Here is a 20,438-nt window from a genome sequence, read left to right as displayed (position 1 = left end):
CTTTTTCGTAAAGACTATGTATAGCGGTGCATTCATGAATACTAAAGGTGGATTAGAAATGGATTTGAAGCTGAATTATACTGAACTTATTAAGAAGTTAGTCGTTGTGATTATTGCAGGTTTATTAAATGCGATTGGGATGAATTTATTTTTAACACCAGCGAAAGTATATGCGAGTGGCTTTGCTGGATTGTCTCAATTATTATCGCAAGTATTAGGTGACTTTTTATCCATTCATATATCTACGGGTGTATTGTTTAGTTTATTTAATATTCCCGTCGTTATTTTAGCGTGGAAAAAGGTTGGAAAGGCTTTTACGTTTTTTAGTTTTCTCTGTGTTATATTTATGACTTTGTTTTTAGAAATTATCCCAGTTAGAGCGGTTTCGAATGATATTATATTGAATGCGATTTTTGGTGGTATTATTTCAGCGATTGGGGTAGGAGTTGCTTTAAAGTGGGGTGCTTCTACAGGTGGCCTAGATATTATCGCCATGATTTTATCAAAGATAAAAGATAAGCCTATCGGCACGTATTTTTTCTTCTTTAATGCAATTATCATTATCGCTGCTGGCTATGTGTATGGATGGGAAAAAGCATTATATACTTTAGTCACTTTGTATATATCAACGAGAATTATTGATGCGATTCATACCCGTCATGTGAAGATTACGGCATTAATTGTTACAAAGAACGGGGCAGATGTGCGAAAAGCGATTCACTCTCGCTTAGTGAGAGGGATTACAACTATACCAGCAACAGGTGCTTATACAAATGAAAATAAAGAAATGTTAATGATTGTTATTACTCGTTACGAGCTGTACGAATTAGAGAGGGTTATTAAACAAGTGGACCCAGGTGCATTTACAAATATACTGCAAACGGTCGGAGTGTTTGGGTTATTTCGAAAAGAGTAAAGAGGACCAAAGCTGGTCCTCTTTTTTAATGCGAATTCGTAATGTTTTGCAATTGCTCCTGCATTTCACGTAGCTGAACTTTTTCAGCAGTTGAAGAGTTTGCATAAGCAGAGTGCAAAGAGTTTTTTGCTCTATAAACGAGTTCCTGTTGTTCAGCGCCACTTGAACAAGAAACGGCACTTGAAACAGCGTCTCTAGCTTGTTGGAATAGTAAGTTTCCCATTAAACCCCTCCAAACGAAGAGTTACTTCTCGCTTTTTCTGCCTCAGCTAATGTACCTCTGTACGGGAATCTTGCATCATGCTTCATAACAGCATCGGCTCCTTGCTGGATAAAACGTTTTGATTTGTTCTTTTTACCCATTCGAAAAACCCCCTTTATTTAGCTGAAAACAATTGACGCGCTGACTTTTGCGTCTAATAATAGTATGAGCGTTTGGCGAGAAACTATAAGCAGGGAATTTTTAGATTACAATCCAAGAACCTCTTCTAAATATAGAGCGATACCATCTTCTTCATTCGTTAATGTCGTATGATTTGCGAGTGATTTTAATTCAGGAATTGCATTACCCATTGCGATTCCATGACCAGCAAATTCGATCATTTCAAAGTCGTTATCCTCATCACCAAAAGCGATAATTCGCTCTTTAGGAATATTATAATGGCCTGAAATTTTTTGTAATCCGACAGCTTTATTTAATCCGCTTTTTACAATTTCAATAATTGGCCAAGGTGCACCCCATTTTCTATGGTCGATGACTTCAGCATGCATATCTGTTAAATGTTGGCGAATTGCAGCAGAATGCTCGTCATGTGCATCGATTAATAAGCAAGTTGGATGGTCGTTTAAAGTATTTAATAAATCTCCTGTGAAAATCTTAGGAGAACCGAATTCAAAAATATGTTTTTTATCTTCATCAATTTCACGGACATACACATCATCGATGACTTCAGCATAGACATTTTTCACGCCGAAATCAAAGCAAGCTCGGACGATTTCTTGCGCTGTTGAAAGTTCAAGAGGAGAGTGATGTGTTCCCCAACTTGAATCAAGAGGGTGATGCACGTAAGCTCCATTAAAGTTTACGATTGGTGTGTTAAGGCTAAGTTCTTTATAATAATCGTAACTAGCGCGGAATGGGCGCCCTGTTGAAATAACGACAATATGACCTTGTTCTTTTGCTTTTGCAATTGTTTTTTTCGTTCTTGGAGAAATTATTTTGTTGTCTGTTAATAAAGTTCCGTCTAAGTCTAATGCGATTAAATGTTGTTTATTCATAATTTCACCTCTTATAATAATTTTTTTGTTTCTATCTGTATTTCCGTTTTTAATATGCAGAAATAAGAGGTTAGACTGGGTGAAACTACTGTAGATGAAAGTTTCACTATATATCCATCTTACGTCGCGAAGCGCTGTGGTGTCTACTATTTCTCATTGGAAATCAGGGGAAAGTCAATATCTTTTTAGAAAGTTCAAACAATGTTTCTTTCATTATGTACAAATTGTGAAAAGGGTTACATTGTTTGGATGATGCGACTTATAATGAACATGTAATCTTCTCGTATATGTTTGACTCTCCTTTGGAACTGGCCTAAACTTAGGTTGGTTTCTTTTTTTTCAACAAATATACCAATAATTCCTGCTTAAGCTTGTGTAATTATATATATGTACATGGATAAACAGTAGTACTGTTTCCTAAACATGACAGAAAAGCTTTCTTTTAAAATGGATATACTAATGAGGCAAGACGTCATGGAAGGAGAATGGAAATGGGACAAAATCGCAGGTTTCGTTCAGGGCAAAAGGCGCCAAATGATGGCATTTACGTAGAAATTGGTGAAACGGGAAGTATGGTGAAAGATCCACAAATGGTGAAATTAACTGCCGGGGAAAGGTTTCCAGAGAACGCAAATCATAACCGTCAGTGGACATATAAAAGAAAACCGTAACAGAAGCCGCAATCGTTATTGCGGCTTTTTTTGATTAGGAAAATGAATGTTACTTTTTTCTTTTTCCAATAATAAGTTGGAACTACATAAGCAAAATTATTGTATAAAAAAGTCAGTTGGCGTATAATCAAATCAAAGGTCAAAGAAAGTCAAACATTTGGAGGGCTGTAAAGATGGACTTAAATCAAATGACAACGAAAACACAGGAAGCGATTATGAGTGCTCAATCTTTAGCGGTATCTCATCATCATCAAGAAGTAGATACTGTTCATCTGTTGCTTACGTTATTAGAGCAGCAAGACGGATTAACAGTACGTATTTTTCAAAAAATGAATGTCGATATAGAAGCGTTAAAGCAAGGTGTAGAAAGTTTAATTAAGAAAAAGCCTTCTGTAACTGGAAGCGGGGCAGAGGCAGGGAAATTATATGTAACAGGTGCTTTGCAACAACTGCTTGTAAGAGCAGGAAAAGAAGCGGAGAAATTGCAAGATGACTATATTTCAGTCGAACATGTATTACTTGCTTTTTCTGAAGAAAAAGGCGATATAAATCAATTATTTACAAAATTTCATATTACGAAAGATAACTTATTACAGTCTTTAATGACAGTTCGGGGGAATCAAAGAGTGACTAGTCAAAATCCAGAAGTAACTTATGAAGCGTTAGAAAAATATGGCCGTGATTTAGTGGCGGAAGTAAGAGCGGGGAAAATTGATCCTGTAATTGGTAGAGATAGTGAAATTCGCCGCGTGATCCGTATTCTTTCACGTAAAACGAAAAATAACCCTGTTTTAATCGGGGAACCAGGTGTTGGTAAAACAGCAATTGTTGAAGGATTAGCACAGCGTATTGTGAAAAAAGATGTCCCAGAAGGATTAAAAGATAGAACGATTTTCGCTTTAGATATGAGTGCACTTGTGGCCGGAGCAAAATTCCGCGGTGAGTTTGAAGAGCGTCTGCAAGCTGTATTAAATGAAATTAAAAAGAGTGAAGGCCGCATTTTATTATTCATTGATGAACTTCATACAATCGTCGGTGCTGGTAAAACAGAAGGAGCGATGGATGCAGGAAATATGTTAAAACCAATGCTAGCACGTGGTGAACTGCATTGTATCGGGGCAACGACATTAGATGAATACCGTAAATATATTGAGAAAGATCCAGCATTAGAAAGACGTTTCCAACAAGTATTAGCAGAAGAGCCAACTGTTGAGGATACAATTTCCATTTTACGTGGTTTAAAAGAGCGTTTTGAAATTTATCACGGTGTAAATATTCATGACCGCGCGATTGTAGCAGCATCTGTTTTATCAGATCGATATATTTCAGATCGTTTTTTGCCCGATAAAGCAATTGATCTTGTTGATGAAGCTTGTGCAACAATTCGAACAGAAATTGATTCTATGCCAACAGAATTAGATGAAGTAACGCGCCGCATTATGCAGCTGGAAATTGAAGAAGCTGCTCTTGGGAAAGAAAAGGACTTAGGTAGTCAAGAGCGCCTAAAAACATTGCAACGTGAATTATCGGATTTAAAAGAAGTTGCAAGTAGTATGAGAGCGAAATGGGAGAAAGAAAAAGAAGACATTCATAAAGTGCGTGACTTACGTGAACATTTAGAGCGTTTGCGCCGTGAGTTAGAAGAAGCAGAAGGAAATTACGATTTAAATAAAGCAGCTGAGCTTCGCCACGGGAAAATTCCAGCTATCGAAAAAGAGTTAAAAGAAGCGGAAGAGATGGGTGCACATAATAAACAAGAGAATCGTTTATTACGCGAGGAAGTAAGTGAAGAAGAAATTGCAGACATTGTTTCAAGGTGGACTGGTATTCCTGTCGCAAAACTCGTTGAAGGTGAACGTGAGAAATTATTACGTCTTGAACAAATTTTATCAGAGCGTGTTATCGGTCAAGAGGAAGCGGTAAGCCTTGTATCAGACGCAGTTCTTCGTGCTCGCGCTGGCATTAAAGATCCGAATCGTCCAATTGGTTCATTCATTTTCTTAGGCCCTACAGGTGTTGGTAAAACTGAGCTTGCAAAAACGTTAGCACAAACGTTATTTGACAGTGAAGAGCAAATGATTCGTATCGATATGTCTGAGTATATGGAGAAACACGCAGTGTCACGCTTAATTGGTGCGCCTCCTGGATATGTTGGATATGAAGAAGGCGGACAATTAACAGAAGCAGTAAGACGTAAACCGTATTCTGTTATTTTGTTAGATGAAATCGAAAAAGCACATCCAGAAGTATTCAACATTTTATTACAAATGTTAGACGATGGACGCATTACAGATTCACAAGGACGTACAGTAGACTTTAAAAACACGGTTATTATTATGACTTCAAATATTGGATCGGCGCACTTATTAGAAGGGCTAGAAGAAGATGGTTCTATTAAAGAAGAGTCAAGAGAACTTGTAATGGGACAATTAAGAGGACATTTCCGACCGGAATTCTTAAACCGTGTCGATGAAATTATTTTATTCAAACCTCTTACAAGGAATGAAATTAAAGATATTGTTGATAAGATTGTACAAGAATTACAAGGGCGTTTAGCAGATCGCCACATATCATTAGAATTGACGGAATCTGCAAAAGAATTTGTTGTAGAAGCTGGATTCGATCCGATGTACGGAGCTCGTCCGTTAAAACGATACGTACAGCGTCAAGTTGAAACGAAATTAGCGAGAGAATTGATTGCAGGAACGATTACTGATAATAGTCATGTAGTTGTTGATGTTGAGAATAATGAATTAGTCGTTCATGTAAACTAAAAAAAGAGTTCGGATAAAATCCGGACTCTTTTTAGTGTTGTTCTACTGGCTCGTTTGGAATCGCAGCTGCAATCGCTAATACTAATACCGCAAGAACAACTGAGAAAATAGACGCTTGGTTAAAATCGTATGTACCGCCAGTCATAGAGCCGATTACGTAGCTCATCATATGTACAAGCGCGAACGACCAAATTAATGCCCAAATGAAACGCATATTTTACACCTCTATTCGTTCAATCTGTCCTTATTGTAACACAATTGAAAAAAGAATATAGAAAAATATTTGTAGATTTTTCAACGCAAATTTGCATTCTGTTCATACATTATAAAAGAGTACTTTTATACGTTTAGAAAATAAGGCGGGGGAAAAATGAGTATTACAGAACGTTTTTTTTACTTAGAAAAAGAACCATGTGTAATTTATTTACCGGAAAAGCCAAATGGATTTTCTGTTATGCTCCTAGGAGATTATAACTATTTTATTGAGAATGGTACAAGTTTATGGACACAGCATGCAGGGAGAGCTTATTTTTTACAGGGCCTTATTGAAAAAGGTTACACAGTCTTTTCGTCTAACTTATACGGAAGGCATTGGGGGAACGACCGAGCTGTTCGTCTAGCAAAACGTTTGTATGATGTCGTTCTAAGAAAAGAGACATTGAATACGAAAATGCACATTATGGCAGATGGTATGGGAGCACTTGTAGCACTGGAGATGATGAACAAGTACCCTGAATGTATACGTTCGGTCGTTATGTTAAATCCGTGTTTAGATTTACCAGAATATGTGGAGTTTGAGAAAGAGCATAAGTTTTTTTACAAAAGATTAGTGAAGGAATTAAGTTTGGCGTATGATTCCAAAGAAGAAGAATTAGAATCAAAAATAAATAAGAAATCATTTGCGCTTCTTCCGTCTTGTGTACCTGTTAAAATTTTCGTATCAACACAAGAAAAAAGAGGAAGAAAACAATTGTTACGTAAATACGAGAAAATGAGGCAATTAAATCAATGCGATACTTCTGTTTTATTTCATCTGCAAGATGTGAAATATAAAATGGTTAGACAAACGACTGATTTCTTTAAAAAATATGAAGAAGAATTGTGAAGCTCCCATATACATAAATGAGGAGCTATTTGTTTCAAGGGGAAAGGGTTGGTGGTATGAAACGCGTGCTGATTATAGGTGCACTTACGTTTGTAGGTTATCACCTTGTAAATAAAATGATTGCAGAAGAAATAGAAGTGTATGGTCTTGATTTTGATGAATTTGATAGTATGACAAAAATTAATGAAGAGAAATTATTGTTGATTGGGCGAAATGCGTTATTTACGTACTATTCTATAAGGGATGAAGACGGATGGCGATCGGTAGAGGAAGAGAGTTTCGATACAGTTTATTTTTGTTTGTATGAGCCGAATCAGCAAAGTGGATTTCGGAATGAAAGGGTCATATTACAATATTTAAAACGAATCGTAAGGATGTGTGAAAAAAATAACGTAAAGTTAAATCTAATTTCTTCTATTGAAATAGGAAGCACTGAAGAATCCGAAAACAAACGTCTATTTTCGAAGGTGGAAGAAGGGTTGAAAAAAGGCGAATTACAATATAGTGCATATCGAGTTCCTACATTATATGGGCCGTGGCAACCGTCGTTTATGATGTATCATCAGCTTATTTTATCAGAACTTGATGAAAAAGAGTGCCGTTGTATAAATGGAGAAATAGGAAGCGATTTACTTTACATTGAAGATGTATGTGAATATTTATGGGAACATGGAATGAATGTAAAGCACCTCGGTGTATATAATTTACTTAGTGGAAAAGAAGAGTTATGGGAAAAAGGTATGACCTTGCTGCATGCAGATGATAAAGTAAATAAAAAAAATGTGGAAGTAAGAGATGAAGCTGTAGAGGTTATTTCTATTCAAAAAAATACACCAGTAGAATTCGGTTTAAATAAACAATTGGCACATATGAAAAAATATAAAGAGTTATACGAAGGGTAGCGCACGTGTTAAACTATTGTATGGATAATTGATTGAAAAGCTTTAATGGAGAGGAAGAGATTACATGAACGAAAAAAGTATGCAATTTTTACAAATCGCAATGAAGCATTTACCAGAAGCTAAGGCAATTTTAGATTCTAATGGAATTGCGCTTGATATGGAGAAAGCACAGCCGGTGTTAGAGCTATTGATGAAAGTAATGGGCGAAGCATATGAGCTTGGGAAAGCGGATAAAGAATAAAACTGAAAAAAACCCCTTCTTTTTGGGAGGGGAGAGGGGCTCGAGCCGTGAGTAGAAGCGGTAAGGGCCTTTTTTAGTCTCGAGCGAGGTAAGAACAGAGGGATGATGAGGTTAAAGGAGAACGCCTTAGTTTTGAAGGAAAGCGGATAAAGAATAAAAAATCTTCTTTTTGATGGGAGAGAGGCTCGAACCGTGGATAGAAGCGGTTGGGGCTTTTTTTAGTATCGAGCGGAGTAAGGGTAAGTGTGTGGAATAATTTATATTTTGAAAGGACAGGAATTTTTCTGTTTCTTTTAATGAAAAATAAAGTTAGTAATATGCTGTCTTTATTTTTTAGCTGAAATATATTCTAGACAAAAGTACATTTATGTTTTAAAATTAGTACCAAGTCATAATAATTGATATAAAATGGAGGGCTGCGATGTGAACGTGGGCATTTTAGGGGTCGGAAGATATGTGCCAGAAAAAGTAGTCACAAATCACGATTTAGAGAAAATCGTAGATACATCTGATGAGTGGATTCGTACGAGAACGGGAATTGCAGAAAGACGCATTGCCGATGATACAATAGATACTTCATATATGGCGGTAGAGGCTTCTAAAAAAGCACTTGAAGATGCTGGGATTAGCGGAGAGGATATCGATCTTATTTTAGTGGCAACAGTAACGCCAGATCGCGCATTCCCAGCAGTAGCTTGTGTAATCCAAGAAGCAATTGGCGCAAAACACGCAGCCGCGATGGATTTAAGTGCAGCGTGTGCTGGCTTTATGTACGGAATGATTACAGCGCAGCAATTTATTCAAACGGGAACTTATAAAAATGTATTAGTAGTTGGTAGTGACAAACTATCTAAAATTGTAGACTGGAACGATCGAAATACAGCAGTACTATTTGGAGACGGAGCAGGTGCTATCGTAATGGGAGCTGTTTCGGAAGGAAAAGGTGTACTTTCCTTTGAATTAGGAGCGGACGGAAGTGGCGGTAAGCATCTTTATCAAGACGAGTATGTTATGATGAACGGCAGAGAAGTCTTTAAATTTGCTGTTCGCCAACTTGGTGATTCCTGTCTTCGCGTGTTAGAAAAAGCGGGACTTACGAAAGAGGATGTGGACTTCTTAGTACCACATCAAGCGAATATTCGTATTATGGAATCTGCAAGAGAAAGATTAAATTTACCGAAAGAAAAAATGAGTATGACAATTGAAAAGTTCGGTAATACATCGGCTTCTTCAATTCCAATTGCAATGGTAGAGGAATTGCAAAATGGACGTATTCAAGATGGTGATTTAATTATACTAGTTGGTTTTGGCGGCGGGTTAACATGGGGAGCAGTAGCTCTTCGTTGGGGTAAATAAGGACTGAGAGAAAAAAAGGAGTGTATTTTGTATGGAAAAAAAGAGGGTCGTAATTACAGGGCTAGGAGCTGTTACACCGATCGGAACAGATGTTGAAACAGCTTGGGAAAACATTAAAAACGGTGTATCCGGAATCGGACGACTTACAAGAATAGATTCAGAACAAATTCCTGCAAAAGTAGCAGCAGAAATTAACGACTTTGAAGTCGAAAAATATATAGATAAAAAAGAAGCGCGCCGTATGGACCGCTTTACGCAATATGCAGTAGCAGCAGCGAAAATGGCAGTAGCAGATGCGAAGCTTGAAATTACAGAAGAAAATGCACCACGCATTGGTGTGTGGGTTGGTTCTGGTATTGGTGGTATGGAAACATACGAAGAACAATTTAAGATTTTTACTGAAAAAGGTCCGCGCCGCGTGAGCCCATTCTTCGTACCAATGATGATTCCAGATATGGCAGCAGGTCAAGTATCGATTGCTACAGGAGCGAAAGGGATTAATACTTGCTCTGTAACAGCTTGTGCATCTGGAGCAAACTCAATTGGTGATGCGTTTAAAGTAATTCAGCGCGGTGATGCTGATGCGATGATAACAGGCGGAGCAGAAGCGCCGTTAACAAGCATGGCATTCGCTGGGTTTAGTTCAGCGAAAGCATTAACATTCAATGAAGATCCAGCAACGGCTTGCCGCCCATTTGATAAAAACCGTAGTGGTTTCGTAATGGGTGAAGGATCAGGAATTCTTATTCTTGAAGAATTAGAGCACGCATTAGCACGTGGTGCCCACATTTATGCGGAAATTGCTGGTTATGGTGCAACTGGTGATGCGTTCCATATTACAATGCCTGCTCCTGGCGGTGAAGGCGGAGTTCGTGCGATGCGTCAAGCTTTAGCTGATGCAGGTCTAGAGCCAGAAGATATTGATTACATTAATGCGCATGGTACAAGTACGGATGCAAATGAAAAGTATGAAACGATGGCAATTAAAGAAACTTTCGGTGAGCATGCATATAAAGTAGCGATTAGCTCAACGAAATCAATGACAGGTCATTTATTAGGAGCAGCTGGTGCTGTTGAAGCGATCTTCTCTATTAAATCAATTACAGACGGAGTAATTCCTCCGACGATTAACTATGAAACACCAGATCCAGAATGTGATTTAGATTACGTACCAAATACAGCGAGACATCAAGAAGTGCGGGCTGTATTAAGTAATTCATTAGGATTCGGTGGTCATAACGCAGTATTAGTATTTAAAGCATATAAGTAATATGTACAATAAGGTGTCTTTTCGTAAAGTACTACGAAAAGACACCTTATTTATTTTTTATCACCTTTACGTTCCTTTCTTTTTTTGCATATACATAAGAAAAGGAGGGATGAAGGGTGGGGGTTGTTGAAACGGCAGAATGGTTACATCTGTATTATGGACGCCCAGAAAAGCTTTGTGAGAAATTTACAAAGTATATTCCATTGCCAAAAGAGAGGCTGTATCGTTTTTTAATCTCTAAAGGTATGTATCGCCCAGTAATGCGGGGGGAGCAGGAAATTAAAGAGTTAGAGAAGAAAGAAATTTGGAAAGAACTTAGCATGGAGTATGAAAAATTGAAAAGTTGGCTAAAAGGTCCAGATGTCCCTATCTTTATTTTATTATCAGATTCATATAATCGAACGGTACAAGAGGAATATAACGGGAAGGCTGGTTTATCTATGCGTCACGTTATTTTCTTATTCGTATGTGGACGTAATTCAGTAGAGGAACTAAAAGCTTTATTAACGCATGAATACCACCATATATGTAGATTACATCAAATTGAGACGAAGGAAACAGAGTATACATTACTTGATACGATGATTATGGAAGGGTTAGCTGAGCAAGCTGTGTATGAAAGGTATACAGAAAAAAGATGTGCACCATGGACTACTTATATTTCAAAAGAAGATGCTATTTATTATTGGAGAAATTCAATACAAGAACGAATAGATGTAAAGAGAGGTACGAGGGAGCATGATGTTTTATTAAATGGACTGCACTCGTATCCGAAAATGCTTGGCTATGCACTTGGATTTCATATTGTGAAAGACTGTGTAGCATTTGAAGGAGAAAATACACTGTCTTTATTATCTATAGATGCGAAAGAAATATTGAATAAAGCAAATACATTTCATGTTTCATAAAAAAACAGGAGCGTTACCTCCTGCTTTTTTTATATTATAGAAGAAAAAATAATAATTAGAATATATTTCCTTAAGTGGAATAAAATTAAGCAAAAATGAACATAATGATTGGTACAAACAGTAGTGAAGTGAGGGGTAGTGAATGTTATATCTACATGATGTATGGGTAAATTGGTTTGAAGGTGAAGAGAATGGGTATAACGTTTGTCATTTTTACGAATGGCGGAAAGATGATACGATTGAGCTATTAGATCAAGTGCCATTATTAAAAGTAGATGCCACATTATATCATTACATCGAGAACGAATTATTAGAGCTTCCGCAAAAATTATTGGAAGACGTATATCATAAGGCTTATATTCGTAAAAATCACGAACGTTTGCAACAAGAATATTGTTTTGTAGTTACAGATGGAAAAGGAATTATTGCGATTGATTCAATTGGCTATAATGTGCCAATTAGAAAAAGTAGGCTTATACCTCGTCAAGAACAGATGGTATATGAGATGGTAGAAAATGTGCAAGCAGAAAAGTATGAGTTCCAAGTGGAAGAGATTGAAAAAGAACATCATATTTTATCACCATCACCGTTCATTATGAATGGCCTAACTCGTAAAGAAAGACAGCTAAAACAATTATTATTTATGGCGTTAGATCAATTACATACAACGAAAAATCCAGCTGAAATTCGCTATTGGTTCACAGAGTGGGATCCATCAGCGTATGGAATGGTCCAACATATGGAGTTTGAAGATGTTTGGGCTAAACTTTATGATGAAGCGAAAACTGGATGGTCTGAGAAGCACGAGCAATTATGTGAGCGCCTTGTAAAAGGACAGCCGTTTTTTGAAAAGTTATGGGAAATGGAAAATGAGCAGAAGGTAAATTAAAAAAACCGCCAATTGGCGGTTTTTTTTATGGAGGTGGCAAGAATGTTCGGTGGCTTCGCGCCTTCCTGCGAGGCAAAAAACGCCTCTACGTCAGGAGCTCCATCCCCCTCACATTCTAAGCGAGCCGCTTCCGCTTTATGTGAAATCTAGCTCCAGCGGCAAGCTCTTCGTGTCTAAGAACCTTCCGCATAAGAAGGCAAAAAGCGCCTTTTATGCGAAAGAACCTTAGCCAGTCAGAGCTGAACGAGCCGCTTCCGCTTTTTATGTTACCTACGTTTTCTGCTTAGTCCCATTGCGTTTTCTACTTTGCGTAGTTGTTTGAATGCAACGCGGTTTGCTTTTTCGGCACCTTTGTCTAGAATTTCGTCTAGTTCTGGGGAGTTAATTAGTTCGTTATATTTGTCTTGGATTGGACGAATTGCTTCTACGACTACTTGTGCTAGGTCACCTTTGAAGTCGCCGTATCCTTTTCCTTCGTACATTGCTTCTATTTCTTCTACTGTTTTTCCTGAGAATGAAGAGTAAATTGTTAATAAGTTAGAGATTCCAGGTTTGTTCTCTTTATCAAATTTAACGATGCCTTCAGAGTCAGTTACGGCACTTTTTATTTTCTTTTCGATTGTTTTTGGCTCATCAAGCATACTGATCATTGATTTTGGATTTGGATCAGATTTACTCATTTTTTTCGTAGGTTCTGTTAATGACATAACGCGAGCTCCTACTTTTGGAATACGAATTTCAGGAACTATGAACACTTCACGGAAGCGTTTGTTGAAACGCTCTGCTAGATCACGTGTTAATTCCATATGTTGCTTTTGGTCATCACCAACAGGCACGATTTCTGTGTTGTAAAGTAAAATATCAGCAGCCATTAATGGTGGATATGTAAGTAATCCAGCTGGAACTGAATCTCTTCCTGAAGCTTTGTCTTTATATTGTGTCATACGTTCTAATTCTCCAACGTAAGCAACGGATTGCATAATCCATCCTAGTTGAGCGTGTGCTGGTACTTCTGATTGTACAAATAAAGTAGCTTTTTCAGGATCGATGCCGCATGCAACGTATAGCGCAGCAAGACTGCGGATGTTTTTGCGAAGCCCTACAGGGTCTTGAGGTACTGTAATCGCATGTTGGTTTACAATACAGAAATAACAGTCGTGTTCGTTTTGAAGCTCTGTAAATTGCTTCATAGCTCCTAAATAGTTTCCAAGTGTAATTGTTCCGCTTGGCTGAATACCAGAAAAGATAACTGACATAAGTAATTCCTCCTAAAATTGAATGTGCGATGGGGAAGAGAAGGCATACAAAAAAGCCCATTCATCCCAAATTACATAGGGACGAATGGACCGCGGTACCACCCTAATTATTTCACAGCTGTGAAATCTCTCAAGATCCATAATAACGTCTGGATATAACGCCAAAGCCTACTACTTTCGGTTCGGTTTGGTGCTCAAAAGCCCATTCCATACTGTACAATTACTTGTTCACACCACCCACAAGCTCTCTGAAATTGCCCCAATATGTACTCTTCTTTATCATCGCATACATATAAATTTATTGTTAACTGAGCCCTTTTAATATGAAAGAACTAAAGTTTTATAACAAAATGTTTTGCTGATTATTATATCATATGGAGCAGTGTTTGCAAACTACATCAAAATAGTAAAGCTAATGAGGATCGAGAACAACCCAAGTACGATGCCGGTAATACAAATCGGATACGTCCATTTGAATGAATATGTTTTATAAATACGTTCTTTCTTATCGATAGGTTCCTCTGCTTCTTCAATTAAAGAGTCAATTTTTTTATTCGTACCAAATACTCTTTGGAATGCGTAAATTGTTACGTTAAAAAATCCATTTTGAAATATGAATAAAAAACCACCTATAAGAATAAAAATCAATGCAATATAGAATGAGATGTTGACAAAATTCAACAAAAACTGAGATGAAACGAGGAATGCGCCCACACTAGAAGCGATTATCGCAACCAAAAATAGTATACAAGTATGAAAAAAAACTTTATTCAAAATATTCCCCTCCGTCAAAATATTACTAGAATTATTATACTATAAAAGCTATAATAAGTAATATAAATAATTTTTTGAAAATTATACGCAATTGCGGTTCTAATTTCAAGATGATGGTAGCAATGTTAACCTATCCCTTTACGAAAAATTAAAAATATAAACATTTTATTAAAAATTTTAACAAAAAAACAAAAAACTATATTCACAATCGTCATATTATATGTATAATGAAAATTGTAGAAACTTGGAGATTATTCTTTCAATTCTGTTTTTCTACAAGTGAGGGTACAGGAAGTGCAATTAGGGGAGGCAATACAACATGAAGAAAAAGATACCGCTATTGCTTGCATCGACGTTGACAGTAAGTGTGCTAGGAGCCTGTAGTTATCAAAAAGATGATAATAAGGCAAGCGCGAAAGGATCCAGTACTTCAAATAAGCAAGTATTGAATCTAACAGAAACTGCTGAGATACCAACAATGGATACGACGTTATCAACGGATGCAGCATCTTCTAACATTATGAATAATACAATGGAAGGATTGTATCGTCTGGGGAAAGACGATAAACTTGTTCCGGGAGTCGCTAAATCTTATGAGAAATCAGAAGATGGTAAAAAGTATGTATTTAAATTACGTGAAGATGCGAAATGGTCGAATGGTGAACCTGTAACAGCTAAAGACTTCGTTTATTCTTGGAGAAGAGCTATAGATTCAAATACGGGTGCCAAGTTTGCTTACATACTATTTGATGTTAAAAATGCGGAGAAAATTAACAAAAAAGAGTTACCAGTTGAAGAACTTGGTGTAAAGGCCATTGATGATCACACATTTGAAGTGGAATTAGACAACCCTGTTCCTTATTTTGTAAGTTTAACAGTCTATCCAACATTTTATCCTTTGAATGAGAAGTTTGTAAAAGAACAAGGAGATAAATTCGGATTAGAATCCAATACGACACTTTACAATGGACCATTCGTTTTAAATGAATGGAAGCATGAACAAAGTTTCAAATTGACGAAGAACCCGACGTATTGGGAAAATAAAGAAGTAAAACTTGAGGAAATAAACTTCAATATTGTTAAGGATCGTTCAACGGCTATAAATTTATATGAAACAAAAGCGATTGATCGTGTAGTATTAACATCAGAGTTTGTAGATAAATACAAATCAGATGCTGATTTTAAAACAATTAAGAGACCATCTACACAATTCATTCGTTTAAATGAAAAAAATAAATTTTTAGCAAATAAAAATATCCGAAAAGCAATTGCGATGTCCTTTGAACGTGAAAATATCGGGAAAGTTATCTTAAACGATGGTTCAGAAGGAATGTATGGTTTTGTTCCGAAGGGTTTGGCAAAAGGACCTAACGGAAAAGACTTCCGTGAAGAGAACGGAAAGCTTATAAAAGAGGATGTTAAAGAAGCTCAAAAATATTGGGAAGCTGGTAAAAAAGAACTTGGTGTAGACAAAGTAGAGTTAGAGTTATTAAACTTTGATACTGATGATGCCAAAAAAATCGGAGAGTATTTAAAGGGACAATTCGAAAAGAACTTACCAGGTTTAACAGTTTCAACAAAAATGCAGCCATTTGCACAAAAATTAAAACTTGAAGCAAGTGGAGATTATGCGATGTCATATGCGGGATGGAGTCCAGATTATATGGATCCAATGTCATTCCTTGAAATGTATACAACAGGCAATTCACAAAATAAAGTGAATTACGCAAATCCAGCTTATGATGCACTAATTAAGAAAGCCAAAACAGAAGTAGATGTACAAGCTCGTTGGGATGCTCTATTAAAAGCAGAACAACAACTGCTTGAAGATGCAGCGATTGCTCCAGTATATCAACCTGGAAAGGCATATTTACAACGTAGTTCAATTACAGGCCTATTAGAACATAAATATGGCGGAGAATTTAGCTATAAGTGGGTTGAACTCAAAAACTAAAAATGGTTTCCATCATGAATAAGGGTATATGCCTATGATGGGCATGTGCTCTTATTTTAAAAAAATAAAAGTAAGAATATTTCAAACTATCTTATTGCTTTTGAGAAAAACGGGGAGGTGCTTGACTATGGGACGTTATGTATTAAAACGTTTCGTGTACATGGCTTTGACATTATTTTTAATTACTACACTGACTTTCTTTTTGATGAAATTACTACCGGGTTCTCCACTTAAAAACCAGGAGAAATTATCACCGGCACAAAAAGAAATCATTCTTGACAAATATGGTTTAAATGATCCAGTACCAGTTCAATATGCACGTTACTTAGGTAACTTAGCGCAAGGTGATTTAGGGGTATCATTCCAATATGATAACCGCCCAGTAACAGACATGATTGTGGATCGCATTGGACCATCAGCACAACTTGGTTTACAAGCGATTATATTAGGAACATTTATCGGTTTACTTTTAGGAATTGTTGCGGCACTTCGTAATAATACATGGGTCGATTATAGTGCAACAGTTATTTCGGTACTCGGGATGTCGGTACCATCGTTCGTATTCGCCGCATTACTACAATATTTCGTAGGGGTAAAACTTGGCTGGTTCCCAGTAGCGTTCTGGAAAGGACCAGAGTTTACAGTAATGCCTACAATTGCATTATCGATGGGAGTTATCGCAACAATCGCACGTTTCTCTCGTGCAGAATTAATTGAAGTTATGCAGTCTGATTATATTTTAACAGCGAAAGCAAAAGGAATTAGTCAAGGCGTTATCATTGTCAAACACGCACTTCGTAACGCGTTAATTCCAGTTGTAACAATTTTAGGACCAATGGTTGCTGCATTAATTACAGGAACACTTGTTATCGAGCAAATTTATGCTGTACCAGGACTTGGGGAACAGTTCGTTAAATCTATTACAGTGAATGACTATACAATTATTATGGGAACTACAATTTTCTATAGTGCGATCTTCATCTTAGTTATTTTCATTGTCGATATTTTATACGGAATTATTGATCCTCGTATTCGTTTAGCGGGAGGGAAAAAATGATGAAAGATGTACAAAAATTATCTCCAGATTTATTTCAACAAGCCAATCAAAATAATGTTGATAATGAAGTCATTGCCCGTCCAAGCTTAACGTTTTGGCAAGATGTACGAAGACGCTTGTTCCAACATAAAGGCGCGATGTTGGGTTTCGGATTATTGAGCATTATTGTACTACTAGCAATTTTTGGACCGATGGTAAGTAAACATTCTTATAAAGAGCAGGATTTAGGTCGTGCGAAAATGCCACCGAAAATTCCAGTGATTGAAAATATTCATTGGTTACCATTTGACGGCACAGATCAATATGGTGTTGACCAATATGCAAAACGTGATATTAAAGAGTACTTCTGGTTTGGTACAGATGATCTTGGCCGTGATTTATGGACAAGAACTTGGGAAGGTACGCGCGTATCATTATATATCGCTCTATTAGCAGCAGCAATTGACTTAGTAATCGGGGTTGCATACGGGGGTATTTCAGCATTCTACGGCGGTAGAGTAGATAATATTATGCAACGTATTATGGAGATTATTAATGGTATTCCATACTTAATCATCGTTATTTTAATGGTAATCATTATGGGATCAGGTATTTGGTCGATTACACTTGCGATGGCAATTACAGGTTGGATAGGGATGTCGCGTATCGTTCGTGGACAGATCCTAAAATTAAAAAACCAAGAATATGTATTAGCATCTCGTACATTAGGTGCAACAAATACACAATTAATTGTGAAACACTTAATTCCAAACGTTATGGGACCAATTATCGTAATGACAATGTTTACAATTCCATCAGCGGTGTTTGGTGAGGCATTCTTAAGCTTCATCGGTTTAGGAATTCAGCCACCATTCGCATCACTTGGTTCTCTTGTAAATGATGGATATAAATCAATTCAAACGTATCCACACATGATGTTCATCCCTGCGGTTGTCATCAGTATGTTAATTCTAGCATTCAACTTAATGGCAGATGGATTACGCGATGCGTTAGATCCAAAAATGCGTAAGTAAACGAGGAGGGAGAAGTAAAAATGAAAACATTGTTAGAGGTAAAAGATTTACAAGTCTCCTTTGATACACATGCAGGTGAAGTACAAGCAGTGCGCGGAGTTACTTTTGATTTGAAAAAAGGGGAAACATTAGCGATTGTAGGAGAGTCTGGTTCTGGGAAATCAGTTACTTCTAAAGCGCTAATGGGATTAATCCCGAATCCTCCAGGCCGTATTAAAAATGGAGAGATTGTATTTGACGGTCGTGATTTAACGAAATTAACGGAAAAAGAAATGCAGCAAGTACGCGGTAAAGATATTGCGATGATTTTCCAAGATCCAATGACATCATTAAATCCAACGATGACAATTGGTAATCAGATTATGGAAGGTCTTATTAAACACCAAGGGATGAGTAAAGCGGATGCACGTAAAGTCGCTTTAGAATTAATTGACCTTGTAGGTATTCCAAATCCAGGAGCACGCTTAAAACAATATCCTCACCAATTCTCAGGTGGTATGAGACAGCGTGTAGTTATTGCGATGGCGTTAGCTTGTAATCCGAAATTATTAATTGCCGATGAGCCGACAACAGCGCTAGACGTTACGATTCAGGCGCAAATTCTAGAGCTTATGAAGGACATTCAGCAAAAAACAGAAGCAGCAATCATTTTCATTACGCATGACTTAGGTGTAGTGGCAAACGTTGCAGACCGAGTTGCGGTTATGTACGCTGGTAAAGTTGTTGAAATTGGAACTGTTGATGAAATTTTCTACAATCCACAACATCCATACACATGGGGCTTGATCGCATCTATGCCAAGCTTAGATGGTTCAGAGGACGAGCTATATGCGATTCCTGGAACGCCTCCAGACTTATTAAAACCGCCAAAGGGTGATGCTTTTGCACCACGTAACCCACAGGCACTGAAAATTGATTTTGAAATGGAACCACCTTTATTTAAAGTAAGTGATACACATTATGCGGCAACTTGGTTACTTCATGAGCAAGCGCCAGAAGTAAAACCACCAGCAGTTGTTGAAAAACGTATTCTTCAAATGAAAGCAGGTGAACAACATGACTAAACAACGTGAGAAATTAATTGAAGTAAAAAATGTGAAACAACACTTTGATGTGAGTGGTGGTGTTGTTAAAGCAGTTAATGATATTTCATTTGATATTTACCGCGGTGAAACATTTGGACTTGTAGGAGAATCTGGTTGTGGTAAGTCAACAACTGGAAGAACGATCATTCGTTTATACGATGCAACTGCCGGTGAAGTGTTGTTCGATGGTGAAAATGTACATGGGAAAAAATCACGCGCAGAACTTAAGAAGTTCAACCGTAAAATGCAAATGATTTTCCAAGATCCATATGCATCATTAAATCCTCGTATGACAGTAGGGGATATTATCGCAGAAGGTGTTGATATTCACGGATTAGCCAAAGGTAAAAAAGAGCGTATGGACCGTGTTCACGAGCTGTTAAATACAGTTGGTTTAAATAAAGAGCACGCGAACCGTTTCCCGCATGAATTCTCAGGCGGACAACGTCAACGTATCGGTATCGCTCGTGCGCTAGCTGTAGAACCTGAATTTATCATTGCTGATGAACCAATCTCAGCACTTGACGTATCGATTCAGGCGCAAGTTGTAAACTTACTGAAACAGTTACAAAGAGAAAAAGGTTTAACATACTTATTCATCGCCCATGATTTATCGATGGTAAAATACATTAGTGATCGCATTGGTGTAATGTACCGTGGTCAAATCGTTGAGCTGACAACAAGTGAAGAGTTATATGCGAATCCAATGCATCCATATACAAAATCACTACTATCAGCAATTCCACTTCCAGATCCAGATTATGAGCGCAATCGTAAACGTATCGTATACGACCCATCGCAGCATGATTATGGTAGTGAAGTGCCAACAATGCGCGAAATTCGCCCAGGACATTTCGTATTATGTTCTGAAGCAGAGTATAAGAAATATAAAGAAATCTATCAATAAAAAAGTAGAGTCATTCTTCTATTACAGAAGGATGGCTCTATTTTTTTATACTAGTTAAACTTAAGTTAGTATAAAGCGATTT

21 protein-coding genes and 1 other annotated feature are annotated in these 20,438 nt (G+C 37.2%); of the genes, 15 read left to right on the top strand and 6 right to left on the bottom strand.

The features are described 5' to 3' along the window. Positions 1–58 precede the first annotated feature (58 nt). Positions 59–916: a YitT family protein gene (locus JTF23_RS19125; protein WP_204209389.1), complete on the top strand. Its 858-nt coding sequence runs from the start codon at positions 59–61 to the stop codon at positions 914–916. Positions 917–941: 25 nt separating this feature from the next. On the opposite strand, the gene JTF23_RS19120 is transcribed toward JTF23_RS19125, so the two are convergent. From JTF23_RS19120 to JTF23_RS19110, 3 genes are all read right to left on the bottom strand, one after another. Continuing rightward, positions 942–1,139, bottom strand: a complete 198-nt coding sequence (locus tag JTF23_RS19120; RefSeq protein ID WP_002011309.1) for a DUF3813 domain-containing protein — start codon at positions 1,137–1,139, stop codon at positions 942–944. Then, complete coding sequence (locus JTF23_RS19115) at positions 1,139–1,279, bottom strand: hypothetical protein (RefSeq protein ID WP_000516816.1); 141 nt, start codon at positions 1,277–1,279, stop codon at positions 1,139–1,141. Before JTF23_RS19115 ends, JTF23_RS19120 begins: the two co-directional genes overlap by 1 nt. 105 nt (positions 1,280–1,384) lie before the next feature. Next, entirely contained in the window at positions 1,385–2,194 is an 810-nt protein-coding gene (locus JTF23_RS19110; protein ID WP_088077984.1) for a Cof-type HAD-IIB family hydrolase, read from the bottom strand. A gap of 491 nt (positions 2,195–2,685) precedes the next feature. On the opposite strand from JTF23_RS19110, the gene JTF23_RS19105 reads away from it, so the two are divergent. Further along, positions 2,686–2,865 carry a YjzC family protein gene (locus tag JTF23_RS19105; protein WP_002117000.1) on the top strand — a complete coding sequence of 60 codons (180 nt, stop codon included), beginning with the start codon at positions 2,686–2,688 and terminating at the stop codon, positions 2,863–2,865. A 173-nt stretch (positions 2,866–3,038) separates the two neighbouring features. Then, positions 3,039–5,639, top strand: a complete 2,601-nt coding sequence (gene clpB, locus JTF23_RS19100; RefSeq protein ID WP_204209388.1) for an ATP-dependent chaperone ClpB — start codon at positions 3,039–3,041, stop codon at positions 5,637–5,639. Between the two features lie 31 nt (positions 5,640–5,670). Here clpB and JTF23_RS19095 read toward each other — a convergent pair whose 3' ends face one another. After that, positions 5,671–5,853, bottom strand: a complete 183-nt coding sequence (locus tag JTF23_RS19095; RefSeq protein ID WP_001211111.1) for a YjzD family protein — start codon at positions 5,851–5,853, stop codon at positions 5,671–5,673. 156 nt (positions 5,854–6,009) lie between these two features. Between JTF23_RS19095 and JTF23_RS19090 the strand changes: the two genes are divergently transcribed. From JTF23_RS19090 to JTF23_RS19060, 7 genes are all read left to right on the top strand, one after another. Further along, complete coding sequence (locus tag JTF23_RS19090; protein WP_002149846.1) at positions 6,010–6,744, top strand: lipase family protein; 735 nt, start codon at positions 6,010–6,012, stop codon at positions 6,742–6,744. Positions 6,745–6,773: 29 nt separating this feature from the next. After that, positions 6,774–7,646: an NAD-dependent epimerase/dehydratase family protein gene (locus tag JTF23_RS19085; RefSeq protein ID WP_002158895.1), complete on the top strand. Its 873-nt coding sequence runs from the start codon at positions 6,774–6,776 to the stop codon at positions 7,644–7,646. A 64-nt stretch (positions 7,647–7,710) separates the two neighbouring features. Further along, positions 7,711–7,887 (top strand): ComZ family protein, encoded by a 177-nt coding sequence (locus JTF23_RS19080; RefSeq protein ID WP_002011319.1) that lies wholly within the window; start codon positions 7,711–7,713, stop codon positions 7,885–7,887. A gap of 423 nt (positions 7,888–8,310) precedes the next feature. Next, positions 8,311–9,243, top strand: a complete 933-nt coding sequence (gene fabH, locus JTF23_RS19075) for a beta-ketoacyl-ACP synthase III (RefSeq protein ID WP_002149840.1) — start codon at positions 8,311–8,313, stop codon at positions 9,241–9,243. 31 nt (positions 9,244–9,274) lie between these two features. Continuing rightward, complete coding sequence (fabF, locus tag JTF23_RS19070) at positions 9,275–10,513, top strand: beta-ketoacyl-ACP synthase II (RefSeq protein WP_002011323.1); 1,239 nt, start codon at positions 9,275–9,277, stop codon at positions 10,511–10,513. Between the two features lie 116 nt (positions 10,514–10,629). After that, positions 10,630–11,421: a DUF2268 domain-containing putative Zn-dependent protease gene (locus JTF23_RS19065; protein ID WP_002149838.1), complete on the top strand. Its 792-nt coding sequence runs from the start codon at positions 10,630–10,632 to the stop codon at positions 11,419–11,421. 142 nt (positions 11,422–11,563) lie between these two features. Then, positions 11,564–12,310, top strand: a complete 747-nt coding sequence (locus JTF23_RS19060; RefSeq protein WP_002030367.1) for a YjbA family protein — start codon at positions 11,564–11,566, stop codon at positions 12,308–12,310. 266 nt (positions 12,311–12,576) lie between these two features. Here JTF23_RS19060 and trpS read toward each other — a convergent pair whose 3' ends face one another. Then, a complete protein-coding gene (gene trpS, locus JTF23_RS19055) occupies positions 12,577–13,566 on the bottom strand; it encodes a tryptophan--tRNA ligase (RefSeq protein ID WP_002158892.1) in 990 nt (329 codons plus the stop codon). Positions 13,567–13,640: 74 nt separating this feature from the next. Then, positions 13,641–13,858, bottom strand: a binding site (T-box leader). A 101-nt stretch (positions 13,859–13,959) separates the two neighbouring features. Further along, positions 13,960–14,340 (bottom strand): DUF3899 domain-containing protein, encoded by a 381-nt coding sequence (locus JTF23_RS19050; protein ID WP_002158891.1) that lies wholly within the window; start codon positions 14,338–14,340, stop codon positions 13,960–13,962. Between the two features lie 319 nt (positions 14,341–14,659). Between JTF23_RS19050 and JTF23_RS19045 the strand changes: the two genes are divergently transcribed. The 5 genes from JTF23_RS19045 to JTF23_RS19025 all read left to right on the top strand — a co-directional run bounded on the left by JTF23_RS19045 (position 14,660) and on the right by JTF23_RS19025 (position 20,356). Then, positions 14,660–16,294: a peptide ABC transporter substrate-binding protein gene (locus tag JTF23_RS19045; RefSeq protein ID WP_002158890.1), complete on the top strand. Its 1,635-nt coding sequence runs from the start codon at positions 14,660–14,662 to the stop codon at positions 16,292–16,294. 127 nt (positions 16,295–16,421) lie between these two features. Further along, entirely contained in the window at positions 16,422–17,351 is a 930-nt protein-coding gene (gene opp3b / locus JTF23_RS19040; RefSeq protein ID WP_078180012.1) for an oligopeptide ABC transporter permease, read from the top strand. Next, a complete protein-coding gene (gene opp3C / locus JTF23_RS19035; protein WP_078180013.1) occupies positions 17,348–18,364 on the top strand; it encodes an oligopeptide ABC transporter permease in 1,017 nt (338 codons plus the stop codon). Before opp3b ends, opp3C begins: the two co-directional genes overlap by 4 nt. A 20-nt stretch (positions 18,365–18,384) precedes the next feature. Next, a complete protein-coding gene (locus JTF23_RS19030; RefSeq protein ID WP_078180014.1) occupies positions 18,385–19,428 on the top strand; it encodes an ABC transporter ATP-binding protein in 1,044 nt (347 codons plus the stop codon). Beyond that, positions 19,421–20,356 carry an ABC transporter ATP-binding protein gene (locus JTF23_RS19025; protein WP_078173317.1) on the top strand — a complete coding sequence of 312 codons (936 nt, stop codon included), beginning with the start codon at positions 19,421–19,423 and terminating at the stop codon, positions 20,354–20,356. Before JTF23_RS19030 ends, JTF23_RS19025 begins: the two co-directional genes overlap by 8 nt. Positions 20,357–20,438: the final 82 nt, after the last annotated feature.

The organism is Bacillus sp. RIT 809, from assembly GCF_016892495.1.
Classification (GTDB): Bacteria; Bacillota; Bacilli; order Bacillales; family Bacillaceae_G; genus Bacillus_A; species Bacillus_A cereus_U.
This window is presented reverse-complemented; position numbering and strand designations above follow the sequence as displayed.

Bases quoted from the DNA above. Each gene is read 5' to 3' on its own strand.
- JTF23_RS19125 (WP_204209389.1), top strand. From the start codon at position 59: ATGGATTTGAAGCTGAATTATACTGAACTTATTAAGAAGTTAGTCGTT.
- opp3C (WP_078180013.1), top strand. From the start codon at position 17,348: ATGATGAAAGATGTACAAAAATTATCTCCAGATTTATTTCAACAAGCC.
- JTF23_RS19025 (WP_078173317.1), top strand. From the start codon at position 19,421: ATGACTAAACAACGTGAGAAATTAATTGAAGTAAAAAATGTGAAACAA.
- JTF23_RS19090 (WP_002149846.1), top strand. From the start codon at position 6,010: ATGAGTATTACAGAACGTTTTTTTTACTTAGAAAAAGAACCATGTGTA.
- JTF23_RS19030 (WP_078180014.1), top strand. From the start codon at position 18,385: ATGAAAACATTGTTAGAGGTAAAAGATTTACAAGTCTCCTTTGATACA.
- JTF23_RS19095 (WP_001211111.1), bottom strand. From the start codon at position 5,853: ATGCGTTTCATTTGGGCATTAATTTGGTCGTTCGCGCTTGTACATATG.
- JTF23_RS19080 (WP_002011319.1), top strand. From the start codon at position 7,711: ATGAACGAAAAAAGTATGCAATTTTTACAAATCGCAATGAAGCATTTA.
- fabF (WP_002011323.1), top strand. From the start codon at position 9,275: ATGGAAAAAAAGAGGGTCGTAATTACAGGGCTAGGAGCTGTTACACCG.
- JTF23_RS19060 (WP_002030367.1), top strand. From the start codon at position 11,564: ATGTTATATCTACATGATGTATGGGTAAATTGGTTTGAAGGTGAAGAG.
- opp3b (WP_078180012.1), top strand. From the start codon at position 16,422: ATGGGACGTTATGTATTAAAACGTTTCGTGTACATGGCTTTGACATTA.
- JTF23_RS19045 (WP_002158890.1), top strand. From the start codon at position 14,660: ATGAAGAAAAAGATACCGCTATTGCTTGCATCGACGTTGACAGTAAGT.
- JTF23_RS19110 (WP_088077984.1), bottom strand. From the start codon at position 2,194: ATGAATAAACAACATTTAATCGCATTAGACTTAGACGGAACTTTATTA.
- JTF23_RS19115 (WP_000516816.1), bottom strand. From the start codon at position 1,279: ATGGGTAAAAAGAACAAATCAAAACGTTTTATCCAGCAAGGAGCCGAT.
- clpB (WP_204209388.1), top strand. From the start codon at position 3,039: ATGGACTTAAATCAAATGACAACGAAAACACAGGAAGCGATTATGAGT.
- JTF23_RS19105 (WP_002117000.1), top strand. From the start codon at position 2,686: ATGGGACAAAATCGCAGGTTTCGTTCAGGGCAAAAGGCGCCAAATGAT.
- JTF23_RS19120 (WP_002011309.1), bottom strand. From the start codon at position 1,139: ATGGGAAACTTACTATTCCAACAAGCTAGAGACGCTGTTTCAAGTGCC.
- trpS (WP_002158892.1), bottom strand. From the start codon at position 13,566: ATGTCAGTTATCTTTTCTGGTATTCAGCCAAGCGGAACAATTACACTT.